11 protein-coding genes are annotated in these 13,651 nt (G+C 47.8%); 2 read left to right on the plus strand and 9 right to left on the minus strand.

Translation table 11 applies throughout. The annotated features are described in order from the left end of the window. Positions 1-94 precede the first annotated feature (94 nt). Entirely contained in the window at positions 95-1,003 is a 909-nt protein-coding gene (locus tag AC58UW_RS00070; protein WP_497418684.1) for a helix-turn-helix domain-containing protein, read from the plus strand. Between the two features lie 60 nt (positions 1,004-1,063). Here AC58UW_RS00070 and AC58UW_RS00075 read toward each other — a convergent pair whose 3' ends face one another. The 6 genes from AC58UW_RS00075 to AC58UW_RS00100 all read right to left on the minus strand — a co-directional run bounded on the left by AC58UW_RS00075 (position 1,064) and on the right by AC58UW_RS00100 (position 8,656). Further along, a complete protein-coding gene (locus AC58UW_RS00075; RefSeq protein ID WP_497418685.1) occupies positions 1,064-2,761 on the minus strand; it encodes a DUF8769 domain-containing protein in 1,698 nt (565 codons plus the stop codon). Next, complete coding sequence (locus AC58UW_RS00080) at positions 2,754-3,809, minus strand: glycoside hydrolase family 88/105 protein (RefSeq protein WP_497418686.1); 1,056 nt, start codon at positions 3,807-3,809, stop codon at positions 2,754-2,756. The genes AC58UW_RS00075 and AC58UW_RS00080 overlap by 8 nt, the downstream gene beginning before the upstream one ends. Positions 3,810-4,420: 611 nt before the next feature. Continuing rightward, a complete protein-coding gene (locus AC58UW_RS00085; RefSeq protein ID WP_497418687.1) occupies positions 4,421-5,290 on the minus strand; it encodes a sugar phosphate isomerase/epimerase family protein in 870 nt (289 codons plus the stop codon). Between the two features lie 40 nt (positions 5,291-5,330). Beyond that, positions 5,331-6,191, minus strand: a complete 861-nt coding sequence (locus AC58UW_RS00090) for a sugar phosphate isomerase/epimerase family protein (protein ID WP_497418688.1) — start codon at positions 6,189-6,191, stop codon at positions 5,331-5,333. Positions 6,192-6,221: 30 nt separating this feature from the next. Continuing rightward, positions 6,222-7,280 (minus strand): Gfo/Idh/MocA family protein, encoded by a 1,059-nt coding sequence (locus AC58UW_RS00095; RefSeq protein ID WP_497419303.1) that lies wholly within the window; start codon positions 7,278-7,280, stop codon positions 6,222-6,224. Between the two features lie 161 nt (positions 7,281-7,441). Continuing rightward, the gene (locus tag AC58UW_RS00100) at positions 7,442-8,656 is read right to left on the minus strand and encodes an MFS transporter (RefSeq protein ID WP_497418689.1); all 1,215 of its coding nucleotides are present in this window, start codon (positions 8,654-8,656) and stop codon (positions 7,442-7,444) included. A 200-nt stretch (positions 8,657-8,856) separates the two neighbouring features. Between AC58UW_RS00100 and AC58UW_RS00105 the strand changes: the two genes are divergently transcribed. Next, positions 8,857-9,627: a DeoR/GlpR family DNA-binding transcription regulator gene (locus AC58UW_RS00105; RefSeq protein WP_497418690.1), complete on the plus strand. Its 771-nt coding sequence runs from the start codon at positions 8,857-8,859 to the stop codon at positions 9,625-9,627. Positions 9,628-9,742: 115 nt separating this feature from the next. On the opposite strand, the gene AC58UW_RS00110 is transcribed toward AC58UW_RS00105, so the two are convergent. The 3 genes from AC58UW_RS00110 to AC58UW_RS00120 form a co-directional block, all read right to left on the minus strand. After that, positions 9,743-10,711: a quinone oxidoreductase family protein gene (locus AC58UW_RS00110; RefSeq protein ID WP_497418691.1), complete on the minus strand. Its 969-nt coding sequence runs from the start codon at positions 10,709-10,711 to the stop codon at positions 9,743-9,745. Positions 10,712-10,819: 108 nt separating this feature from the next. Next, positions 10,820-11,242, minus strand: coding sequence for a VOC family protein (locus AC58UW_RS00115; protein WP_497418692.1), 423 nt, complete (start codon positions 11,240-11,242; stop codon positions 10,820-10,822). 119 nt (positions 11,243-11,361) lie between these two features. After that, entirely contained in the window at positions 11,362-13,650 is a 2,289-nt protein-coding gene (locus AC58UW_RS00120) for a chondroitinase-B domain-containing protein (protein ID WP_497418693.1), read from the minus strand. Position 13,651: the final 1 nt, after the last annotated feature.

Genomic DNA, 13,651 nt, shown 5'->3' on the forward strand with positions numbered 1-13,651 from the left:
AGGAGAAGGATTGATCACTTCATTAAAAGCTTGTCTTTTATCAAGCCAATCTCTTATAGTAAGTGCAGTTAGTGACAACAAGGAGGCGAAATTCGTGAGCAAAACGATTACTGCGACAGTCCGTGCTTACGCCATTGACGACTTTACGAATCATTTTCTGGCGAATTATCCCGTGCATTGTGAGCTTCGCAAATCGCCGCTTCATCAACACCTGCTGCATGCTCATAATGGATACGAATTTTACTTTGTGCTCCAAGGGACGGGTTCTTACATTGTCGGCGATCAATTGTATCCATTGCATGCCGGCACACTGACAGTCATCCAACCAGGCGTTATTCATCGTTCATTTCATATGCTAGACAAGGATTTCCACAGGTACGTCCTTTCCATTGATGAATCTTATGTGGAAGGGCTCCACGCGCTTTGCCGAACGACAGACTTGTCGATCTCCAGATTATTAAAAGCGATGCATCCCGAATCGAGCCATCACTTCTTAACTGTTCAGCAGCTGGATCAGCTTCAAATGCTGCTTGCTGAACTAGAACAAACGCTCAAAGATAAGGAGCCGCATTTCGAATTAAATGTGCTGAAATGTCTGTCAGAATTTTTCCTCCTGCTGCTTGGCCTGCATAACGAGGCTGCAAATTCTGGCTCCCATAGGTCGGAGGATGAACAGCTGATCGGTAATGTGCTTTCCTATTTGATTGCGCATTATCAAGAGGAATTGCATGTCGACGACCTGCTTGAGCTTTTTCCCGTTTCGCGCTCCCGGTTGTTTAACTTGTTCAAGGAAACCACAGGCAGCACGATGAAACAGTTCCTCTCTGATTATCGATTGAATAAGGCGAAACGGCTGCTGGCAGAAACGGACCTCCCTGTCACCGAAATCGCAGCGGCTACGGGTTTTGGCGATATCTCGCATTTTTTTAGCGTGTTCAAAAAAGGCACAGCTCGCACTCCCAAGCAATATCGCAAGGAAACAGTAAGCGCTGTTCGAGGGTAATTTTACAACATCAAACAAAACAAGCCAGAAAGTCTGCTCAGACCTTCTGACTTGTTTATTTTATTTGAGTGTCCGAAGCAAGGAGTTAGGAAGCTGTGCAACGGTGCCTCGGTACAATTCGCCGGTTTTCCCTGGTCTGGTCGGCAGTGTAATCGACATGCGGTTCTCGCCATGCCCAGTCTCTGCCGTAATAGCTCCCTCCTGCGGCGTAAGCTCGACCTTAGGCGGCTGCTGTTCCTCGCCTAAGGAGAGCATGAACATCCACACGGCTTTTTGCAGCTCGTGGAAATCAAAATCACGCGTTATCCCCGCATAGATCACATAGTCTAAATTCAAAGCGCCTGGCTCTCGCTCCACCTTCGCTTCTAATGCCCCATAATCCGATTCTTCAAGAATCGCTTCCAAGTTCAACCTAGTCGTGCCGATAACGGTCTGCAGCCTTTTCCCTTCCTGAACGGTTGGCAGCTCCAATTGTTCCACATCGCCGCCTAAGGCGATTCGGATTCGCAGGTCACTCGCTTGGAATCTTCCGTTAATGATGTCCAGATCCTGATGCCAAGCGCCATTATCAGTGGCTAAATTAAACCCGTACAGGATCTCGTCGCGAGACTGGACCCCTGTGAAGATCGCCGAACAGAAATCTTTGCCGTCTTTTAAAAACTGCAGCAATAAGGAAACCTTCCTTCCGCTGCCGGCATCAATAAAGCCGATCAGGTTCCGCCGCTGATTCCACATACTCCCATGGGTATAGCTGCCCAAGGTAAATCTCTCATTTTGATACGTTGTCGCATAGCACTGATAACCTGTCTCAGACTCCATCAGCGTAGGCTCTGTGAAGTAGCGTTCCTCCGCTGTTTTGAAATACGCCTTATAGTGATTTGGGCAGCTGATGCCCTCTATGTCTCCGCTTTGATCTTCGCTAAGTGCTGCGTTTAAAAACTTGCGATCCCGTTCCATTAACATCGTATTATACGTACGGCTGTACGGGCCGCCCCACTCCTGCGTGCTAGCATGGTAATGTCTAGCAATCATGCGCCAAGCAAGATCTAGCAGCTCGCTTGCCATCGTGATGGCTTCAGCAGTACTGGTGTTTTTATATATACTGTATAGTTCCTGAATGGCAATCGGCGTGTAGCATGGACTGTTATACTCAGAAAATGCACCGATACCATTCGTGAACTCATAAAATCGCTTTAAACGTTGCAAACCGTAGTCCCGAATCTCTTCATCCTGAAGTGCTTCTCCGCCTCCTAGCGTGACAAAAGCTCCCATAATGGCAATATTCGTGTAGTGCGGTCCTACATTACGTTTAATAATCGCTTGGCACGCATGAAAAACGGATTCGCGAACTTGCTCCACCACATCTGTCGGCAGCAGATCCGCGTACAACTTCAAGATTAAAACAAGCTTTTTCCCGTGGAAATCCGCCATGTTCCAATCCGGGCGATCCATTTCATCGAGCGTTTCCTCAAAAAAATAAGGCCAAATCCCATACGTACCACGCGATGCATCTTTGTCCTGCAATGGAAGAAGGACTCGCAAAATATCAGCAGCCCTTTCAATTCCAGCCTTTTCCCCGTGCTGCAGCAAAGCAAACGCATAGCTCATCGATGGATACAAAGCCAGCACCTCTGGATGCGACTCTCTTTTCAAGGCTGTATGATAAGTCGCCGTCAAAGGCATCTGTACCAATTTTTTTGCCGGGACATATGCGTTTTCCCATACTTGCAAATCTTCTATCAAGGTTGCTTTACTCATGATCTCTATCTCCTTGATTCCGACATGTGTCTGCTAGCAGCATGAGCACAAGTCCTTGCCCGTACAAAGTCGGGTACTGCGGAATCTCCTGGTAAGCTGCAATGCTTTTCATCACAGGAGTGCCACCAGATACGCCAGCAACTACACCATCCTCCGAAACGGAGGAGAGTACTGCAGCCAACGCCCGCTTAGCTGCTGCCTGATATCGGTCATTTCGCTCGATGAGACCGAGGTCCATCGCCTTCCGAATGCCATAGCCGATTCCTGCACTGCCGGAAACCTCCCGGTAAAATTCCGGATGATCCATAACTGTGCTCCACAAACCATCTTTTTGCTGATAAGCAATAAGACCGGCGATCAAGCGCTCATATCTCATTGTGAGTTCATCAGGAATAGGAACGAGGGGGGCGATTTCCTTCACGATCAGCGGAATACCTGCCGCAACCCACGCATTCGCTCGTGTCCATCGTGCAGCTGACATATGGTCGGCGGAGTCGCAGTTCCACCCATGGAACAGCACACCGCTGCTCTCATCTTGCAGCACGCTGAGATGAATGAGCACTTGCTGCAGCGCCTCCTCGGCATATTTCGTGCTCCCAACAAGCGAAGCGGTCCGGGCCAAGAACAATACAGCCATAAAAATCGTATCTGCCCACACCTGCTCTGAGAATACCGCATTTTCCGTCACCGTGTGCTCAAAGGCCATCTCTCGCGTACGAGGTGCTTCGTTGATCATCCACTCGGCGATCCGGATCGCTTCATCCCTGTACCATACGTCATCCTGAAGCCGGCTAAGTGCAGGGAAAATAGCAAACGGGGCAATGGAATTAATAACCTTCGTCCCTTTCGCCTTCTCCTTATTCTGCTCGACCCAATCCTTCAAATAAGACAGCACTTCGGGTTTACCCGCGGCTTCATAATACTCAAGCATCGCGATCAAACCTACACCCGGCACCCAATCCCAATGTTGGATATCCATGCCCCAATTCCCACTGTGATCTTGTATCATTTCCTGCCAAACCTTTTGCGCAGTGTTTGAGATCGTCAAGAAAATTCAGCTCCTTTTTATATACACAAGCCCATAAGAATATGGTTTATAGAACCACTTTACCATCTATAAACGCATAAGGGCTTGGGCTTCTGTCTTAAAAAAGTGGGGAAAAGTCCAGAAGTCCCCTATTATTTGGGGTTGGATCGGTTGGCGGATTGGTTCGTTGGACGAAATCCAATGAACACAGTGATTTGAAAGCTCGATTAGCGATCTTATTGGATGAAATCCAATGAGATCAGTGAATCGTGGTGCTGTAGCGCCAAATATGGCAGTCCCATTGGATTTCTTCCAATGAAATGAGCAAATTAGGTGCGTGATTGGCGTTTTCATTGGATTTTGTCCAATGGGGCTAAGCTACTCCTAATGCTGCAATGTTGTTTCCAACGCTGTAACGTTGTTTTTCAACGCTAACGCGTGCTTTTCGCCGCTTATCTCTCGCTGGGTGATCAAACCACACTAATCTCAAGCGTGCTTGCTCAAAATCCCATCCCCCACAACCTCCCAAACACAAAAAAGGCAACCTTCGGTTACCCCAAAAAGACATTCTTAGATCAAAAAAAAGACCGAAGATAATATCTTATCCTCAGTCCCATCCTCGGTCCCATCTTTTATGCTTGGTATTTGCGTATAAATGCAATGGCGCTAGCGATATCCTTCTCCGGCTGCTCCCCAACTTCGCGTTCAATCGTCAAGTAGCCTTTGTAGCCAATGTCACGCAGCGTTTGGAAGTAACGCGCAAAATCAACATTCCCTTCGCCTAGCGCAAGCTCGCGGTAATACGGCCCGGACGTTGCAGCCTCGGCGATTTGCTCATGACTCATCGGCTTGTAGCCTAATGAGCCGTATACTTCGCGCGGATCAGCTTGACGCAAGCGGACACCGTCTTTTACATGCGTATGGACGATATAATCTTTCAGAGTGATAATACCTTGAACAGGATCATCGCCTGTAACCATGACCATATTCGCAGGGTCGAAGTTCACTGAAACTCCGTTGGTAGACAGGGAATCCAGGAAGCTTTTCAAATGCGCAGCAGGTTCTGGACCCGTTTCGATGGCAAAGTAAGCGTCTAAGCTTTTGGCATATACCCCTAATTCCTCACATGCCCGGTGCATCGTCTCATAGATCGGATCGTTCGTTTGATCAGGCACGACACCGATATGCGTTGTGACAACTTTGGTCCCAAGCTCAACGGCAAGGTCTAGAATACGCTTCGACTTCTCGATTTTCTCCGCATTCACAGAAGCGTCCTGGAAACCATGCCCACCCAAATCCCCGCACAATGCTGAGATTTCAAGCCCAAGCGAGGCGATGTAGTCTTTCAGCTCCTTGCGTGCTCCGGGTGATAGATTCGCCGGGTCCATCTCGCCTGAGACTGCGTAAATCTGCACGCCATCTGCACCAAGCTCTTTCGCTTTCTTCAAACCGTCCCGCACGCCAAGTCGGAGACTGTCCACCATGATACCAATTGGATTCATTCGAATTGTCAACACCTTTCACATAGCTATGAATCTCTACCTATTCCATATCTTCCCATAATCTTTTAATGTTTTGCAACCCTATTAACGTTCCGGTTCTGCACTCTTCCATGCCTTCAAACTCCAAGGAAATGTAACCGTCATAACCAGAGTCTTTGATAACGCGGAGCACTGCTCTCATATCAATATCCCCGTGTCCCACAATAGCGCCGCGCAAGTAATTACCTTGCAAGGTTTGGAACCAGCCTTGACCTGGATTTTGGTGAGACGGACGCAAGTAAAAATCTTTGATATGGACCATTGATGCATAGGATATGTTATTTTTCACGGCTGCAACTGAGTTCTCGTCAGCGCACATGAAATTACCCACATCCAATGTCGTCCGGAAATTCGGACGGTCTACGGCTTGGATTAAAGCTTGAACCCGGTCACTGTGCTGAACAAAATACCCATGGTTTTCAACACTTGTCGTAATACCGTAAGTCAGGGCATAGTCGGCAATTTGACGGCAGGCTTCCGCCATACGATCTAGCTGCTTATTGAAATTTGCAATCGAACGGTCCGCGCTTTGCGCGACATCGTGCCGCATCTTTTTGACGCCAAGTCTCGCCGCAAGATCAACTTCACCTTTTACCCGCTCAATTTCCTTATGGTAAGCCTCTTCGGAATCCGTTAGGAAATTAGCGCCAATCGCGTAATTGGAAATTTCGATGCCGCGTGATTCCGCCTTCTCGCGAATGCGATCCGCCAATTCAAAATTACCGGGTAAATCATAGCCCAGCGGCACGATTTCAACATGCTCACCGCCTTGATCTGCAATCCAATCGATGACCGCCATAATATCCATTTCGCCGGACTTCAGCGCTTGAAATAAACTATACGTACTAACGCCCAATTTCATGTGAGTACCTCCATGCTAGTTTCTACCGGACTATAATTTGATTTCTTGGCCTTTTGCAGCCGACTCATAAATGCCGCACAACATTTTCATCATGTTAACGCCGTCTTCAACAGGACTTATCGGTGTACTGCCCGTTTGGCAGCTCTCGATGAAGTGATTAATTTCATTTTGAAAAGCTTGCGGCACGTTAATTGATTTCGCATCTGTTTGTGGGGACATATTCAGAATCGTATCGTTCATTTCCGTTACAAAAACAAGCTCAGGCTCAATTTCCACGCCACCCTTGTCCCCATATAGCTTAACAGCGATCTCATCCTTTTTGGCATGCAGCGTGAAGCTGACATCAACCAGCAGCGATGCGCCATTTTCAAAACGAATCAATGCATTTGCCATGTCTTCAACCGTATTGTGATCAACATCATAATCAGCCGCTTTATAAAAGGAGAGATTGCGAACATTCGCGCGGTTCCCGAGCTTATTATACGTATTCCCGCTGACGGAAACCGGCTTCGGTCTGCCCATCATATACCAGCATAAGTCGATGACATGCACGCCGATGTCGATCAGAGGTCCGCCGCCAGAACGTTCCGTATCCGCGAACCAACCACCAGGATTGCCTAAACGGCGAAGACAGGATGCTTTTGCATAATAAATTTCACCTAAATTATCTTTGTCTATGAATGATTTGACCAGCTGAGCATTGGCATCATATCTACGGACAAAGCCTACTTGCAGCGTTTTCCCTGTTTCGCGGACAGCGTCTTGAATACGCAGCGCTTCCTCCACGGTTTTACAAAGCGGCTTCTCTACGAGAACGTGTTTGCCTGCGCGCAAGGCCGCAATACTTATCTCAGCATGTGTATTATTCCATGTACAAATACTAACAGCATCTATCTCTGGGTTAGCGAGCAATTCGCGATATTCCGTGTAGATGTGCTCCACGTTATACTTTGCTGCTTTATCCTCAGCTCTCTGGCGGTTAAGATCGCACACAGCGTACAAATTAGCATTTGCCTGTTTCGCGTAGGACTCGAAATGCATTTCGGAAATCGAACCTGCTCCAATTACACCAATATTCAACTTGTTCATGCTCATAGCAATTTCTTGCCTCCCTTGGTTGTCTTATAACCTTAGAATAACATGGTTTTTGCCTAGGTTGAATGTATAGGATGAGCAAGTGCATGGACTATTTGTTCAAAATAAAAAAGACCCCGCGCCAAATGAAAGCTGCGCCAGGTCCATTTCTTAACTCACGTCGACACCGTTTTCGAGTCCGTCCGGCGCCCTTGCTCTTTTAGCATAAAGCATATATTCATCAGGCCAAATAGTAAGAAACAAATCCAAGGAAGAGCGCGCCAGCCAAGCACCGTCCCCAAATCGTACAAATAACCGCCTCCTACATTACCAAGCATAGCGCCAATGGACAACGCTAAACTATTGAAACCGAAATAGCTGGCTATGCTCCCGCTCCCTGCAAATTCAGATACCATCGTATTCATCATTGGCTGCAGAAACACTTGTCCGATCATGAACGCGATAACCCCTGCATAAATCCCGATCATAGACCCCGTCATCCCGATGGTGAATAGCCCTGCAGCAAGAAGCAATGTTGCGAGTGACAGCACGCCGAAAGGCTGCATTTTCGCTTGGCCGAGCTTGGCAAATGGCACCTGCAACAGCACCATTACGATGGCTCCGCATGAGTAAATCAGTCCGATATTGGCACTCGGCGCAATCTGATTCACGCGGAACGGGACAGCGATATAGAGTTGTGCGACGAGCGACCACGCTATCATGGTGAACACCATAAAGCGGCGGAAGGCACGGTTTTGAAGCACTTTCTTCATCTGCGGCAGCATTCGTGCGTCCTGCGGTTTTTGTTCATTTGTAATTTGCGGCAATAAAAGTAGACTTAAGAAAAAGGAAAAGACAAAAATCAGCGTCGCCGTCAAACTCACATATTTAAAATGAAATCCCATTAAAAGTGCGCCTAGCACAGGCCCCACAACAAACCCCATGTTGCTCAGCATTTCACGAATGGCATACACGGTCATCCGATTGTGTGGTGTCGAAAGTGCTGCATAGTACGCATAGCTAGCGGGTTGAAACAGTGCTGCCCCCAAACCGGAAAAAAAACAAGCAATAATCAAGCCTGGCACATGATCAACGAAGCCGAACATCCCAAAACCAAACGTCCGAATAAACAACCCGATCAGAATCGTCCGCTTATACCCCAGCCGATCAGCCAATGTGCCGCAAAAGGCAGAAAGACCCTGCTGGCTAAGGCTGCGAATTGCCGAAATCACGCCAACGATCGTCACACTTAGCAGCAAATCGTGCAGCAAGTACGAAGCGAGCAGCGGAATCATCATATAAAAGCCAACCGCCATGCTGAACGTATTCATAAACATGACCCAAAAGGGCAGCTTAATGTCCGTAAGCTTTGTCCAAAGATGCATCATCATGATTCCTCGCTTCCGCCCTCCGATGTGTCAATCTCAACACGATACCTGATTCTGAGCGGATTGCCTAGGGACTTTCTTTATGTCGACTTGGGTATATTATTGCTGCCAATTTTGATATACTCAAATGACCAATCAAACAAACAAGAACAAACACAAATGCACGTTGCAACTTTTTTGAAAAAAAGATAGAAGGCGGGAGAATGATGTTATCCGAGGTTAGACATTCCAAAATCATCGAACTGCTGAATCAGGCAGGTTCAATAAAGGTATCTGAGCTGAGCAAAGCCTACCAGGTAACTGAAAAGACGATTCGCGAGGATTTAGAGAAATTAGAGGCTTCCGGTATTTTGAAAAGAGTGCACGGTGGAGCCGTTCTCGTAGAAAGCTCGAATTCGATGCTGCCCATTCATAAACGAAGGGTCAGGCAGCAGGCTGAAAAAGAACAGATCGCCGCAGAAGCTTATCAATGGATTGAGGACGGCCAAATCATCCTGCTCGACGGAGGCTCAACGACATTGGAGCTTGCGAAGCTCATCCAACACCGCGTTTTAACCGTGATTACGAATGATACCAAGATTGCCGGCACCTTAGCCGAAAGCCATCATATCGAGCTATGCCTGTTAGGCGGATACCGCCGCAAAGGCACTTATTCGATCATCGGGCCTAGTGCCATTCAGATGGTGGAAGAACTGAATGCGGATATTGCGTTCCTTGGATGCACGGGCATTGACTTGGAACGGGGTATCTCCGTATTTCACCGGGATGAAGCGGAGCTGAAGAAGAGAATGATCAAAGCTTCGAAGAAAAAGATTCTTCTAACCGATCATACGAAATTTGATCAGACTGCGCTGATTTCATTTGCTTCTCTGAAGGAGATTGATCTATTGATCACGGATGCTGAAGCCGACGATGAACTTGTTGCGAGGTATTCCGAGCAAGGGCTGGAGGTTCGCAGAGGGAATTATATATAGAGTCCTACAGTTCCTCTATTTCGAGGTGCTGTATAGGTGCTGAATGAGACTAATCAATTAGGGCCATCGCATCGCGAAGATGATCGTTCACTTCGCGATGCGATGGCCCTATGATCTATGGGATGAGCAAAATTTTCCCGGTGCTCTGTCTGCTTTCAATGAATCGATGCGCATCAGCGCCGTCCTTCAAAGGAAAGCTCGTCAGGCCGCCCATTTGAACGGTTCCCTCACGCAGCGCTTGAAATAGCGCCTGTGCACGCTCAATTCGATTGGCCAAAGAGGTCACATGGTTCCACAAATCGCCGCCTGTTAGTGTCTTGGAAGTATCCATGAGCATTCTTGGATCTACATGCGGCGGATCTCCTCCGGCCATGCCATAGAAAACGACCGTCCCCTTCGTTCTCACAGCCGCAAAGCTGTCCATTAATGTGGAGCCAACGGAATCGTAAACAGCGTCAGCACCTTGCTTACCCTCCGTGAATTGAATCACTTCTTGCACCCACTCCGTGTCGTAGCCGAATACGACATCCGCGCCAGCTTGTAGCGCGGCGGCCTGTTTGGCTGCCGAGGAGGTCAAACCGATGACCCTTGCCCCTTTGCTCTTGGCGAGTTGAATCAATATTTGTCCCACGCCACCTGCCGCAGCATGAACGACAATATCATCGCCTGCCTTCACCGGATAGCTGTCATTGAGTAAGTAATGCGCCGTCATGCCTTGAAGAAGAATGCCAGCGGCTTGTTCGAATGTAATATCGGATGGCACTGGTATTGCGCGGTCAACAGGCACGGAGACTAGTTCACTGTTCGCGAAAGGAACGTCGCAGAAGGCGATACGGTCACCAACTTGAATATGCTCCACATCCGGTGAGACTTGTTCAACGACCCCAGCTCCCTCATATCCTAGTATAAAAGGCGGCTTTCCAGCCAAATGATAGTTTCCGCGTCTACGATAAACATCTGCAAAATTGAGTCCTATCGCCTTGGTTCTCACTAAAATATGGCCTAACGTTAAACTTGGGTCAGGGATTTCTTCATACTGAAGCACTTCCGGCCCACCAAATTGTTTAAATATTAATGCTTTCATCGTTTCCCTCCAACAGGCTCATCTTTCGTCAAAATTGTATCATACCCCCTCTTTATTGCAAAAAAAAGCTCTCCAATTCAGTAGATCTGAATAGGAGAGCTCGCTATATTACAACGGGTTTTCTCCCGTGCTTTGGAAAAATTCAAGGATTTCACCATTCAAGCCTTTAACAAAGGCGATCCTAACCGGTGTCGACGGATTGCTGCCTAATACAACATCCTTCGGTTCCACAGTCACAATCGCGCCAGCGGCAACCGCCGCTGCAACAGCTTTGTCTACATCATTGCTGCGGAAAGCAACGTGGAAGTAGGAACCTTCGGGTTTCACTTCACCTGTTCCTCCAGCAAAAACTTCCATATAATTACCGTCCCCGGAGTCCAGCAATATAATTCTTTTATCGCCTTCGCCCCAGCTTGTCTTTACTGTAAAACCTAAGCCTTCGGTATAAAATTTGACCGTCGCTTCAAAGTCATTCGCTCTTAACGCGAGGTGGTGAAAGCCTCCGCCGCCTATTTTCTCATTGGTACCCACTTGATAAGCCTCCTTTGTAATCAGTACATGCCCTACCTCCATGAGTATAACTGATTGCCAGGTGTTAGAAAATGAGTTACTTCGAGGTAACTAAGTTAACTTCGCGTAAATAGGAGGGACTATGGTGCAAGCGGTCCCACATTCGAAGTTGTAAGCGGAACATTCGTAACCGAGCTAGTGGCGTATTCATCCGCGCCGACATCGTTCACACCTATTCGGGATTGACCGTCCATATCGGTCGTTACGAACGTGTACGAGCCAGTTGAAGCATTAATCGCCGGGCTGGACGAGCTAAGCTTCTGCAATCCCCCGGATGCGGTCAGCAATGGATTCACATTGTTGATTTCAGCGCTTGTTCTGGACTTATTGTTCAATGTGGAGCCAAAGCCAATGTTACCTGAGAATGCCGTATTGCTTGTTTTCACTTCATTGTAGAGCGTTCCCGAGACATTTTTCACAATATTGTTGGCAATCGTACTGTCCACCGGAGCTTGCGTATAATTACCGCCGATTACGATACCCGTTGTACTGTTTACTATCGTGTTATTTACAATTTGGGCCCGGTAAACTCTCCAGTGTTTACTGAGGTCTGAGCTGGTGAACGTATCGCCGTTCGGACCGCCGTCAAAATCCCCTCCGTCCACGTTAATCGCATCCGCAAAGCCGCTGCCTGTCAAATTTTCAAAGTAATTATTAAAAACCTTATGATCGTTGGCATACAAGCGAATGCCCCCAATACCTGATTTCACCCCGTCGCCGAGGAAGAAGTTGCCGTAAAAGCTTTGCGCGTGTCCATGGCGGGAGGATAGGACGCCTTGGGAGTTGCGGAATGTATTATAGCGAACCGTGTTATGACCGCTTTTTACCGAAATAAACTCCGGGTCGCCATCACAATTTTCAAATAGATTGTACTGAATCGTCGCAAATGCATCTGACATCGACAGCGTACTCACACCGAGCCGAATCGATTCCATTTCATTCGTTGCACGAGGTCCGATATCATGGAAGTAATTGTACTCGATCGTGTCGTACTGCGAAATTTGCGTTGAAGACCCGTCGACCGTGATGAAATTGCCCAAATCATGCTTAGGTCCAAATTCGTTGTGATCTATTCGGTTATGATGACTGTTGGCGCCGCCGATGTACACCCATTTGAGCGAATTTCCGTTTTCGGTCAAGGCAAATGTATTTCGCGTTACTCGCACATTGTTGCTTTGATCCAACTTTACCGCGGTATTGCCGGTGTTCGTAAATTTCAACCCTTCGATCACCACGTAGGAAGAATTCGATACGATGAAATAAGCGCCTCCGGATATGACTGCTTGTCCTTGGTTGGCCGCTTTGATCGTAATCGGGTTCGCTGCTGTTCCATTTTTACCGCTTACGCTGAAATTACCGCCATTCGTATAGGTGCCGTTAGCCAGCACAATGGTCGTTCCTGCTGTCGCACTGCTAATCGCGGAAACCAGCTGAGCAGACGTTGAAACATTCACAACCGTGCCTCCACCACTCGCTTGCGTTGTCGCTGAGGCTGGGGAGCTTGCTGCGGATATGTTGTTTGCAGCATCTTTCGCTTTTACCGTGTAGCTGTAGGTAGTTGAAGCACTTAAGCCTGAATCGCTGTAGGTCGTTGTTGCTGTAGAGCCGACTAGCGATCCTCCGCGATAAACATCGTATCCTGTTACACCTACATTATCGGTTGAGGCCGTCCATGTCAGATTAATTTGGGAGCTTGAAGCCGCTGATGCAGACAAGCCCGTAGGCACTGTCGGCGCTTGCGTGTCGCTGACGGCACTGTCTGTTACGGAAACATCGTCAAACTCGGCAGCGCCGTTGGCATAAAAGCCAGGAACGCCGTTCGTCAAGCTGGTATCCGTGCCTTGAACCATCAAGGTGCCATTCACGTAACCTTGCACAGATGTTCCATTGACTACTAGCTGCAGATTATAAAAGGTAGAAGTGTTTGCGGTAAAAGACACCTGCTGAATCGTCGTTGTGGAACCGCTTACTTTTTTATTTAAGAGTAGATTCCCATTATACAAAATTAAGAAATAGTAGTTATTACTGTTCGTATAACGAGCAACAATTCCGTTGCGTACGCTAGTAGAACCCACTTTTACTTTCGCAGAGTATGTGTAATTGCTCCATGAGGAGGTACCGTTGGTAACAATGTACGTGTTGGATGCAGTCGACGCTTGAGAAGCTACTTTACTGCCGTCTGTTGCGATGCTCCATGAACCGTTTCCAGAGGCGTTCGTCCAAGTTCCAGCGGGAAAGCTGCTGTAAGACTCAAAGTTATCGGTTAAGAGAGTTGCCGCAAACGCAGGTGCAGCCAGGGGGAGCAGAGAGAAAGATAGCATAGCACTTAAGGCAAATGGGATGACTTTTTTCGATTTTAACATTTTCATC

It is taken from the genome of Paenibacillus sp. J22R160 (assembly GCF_059692135.1).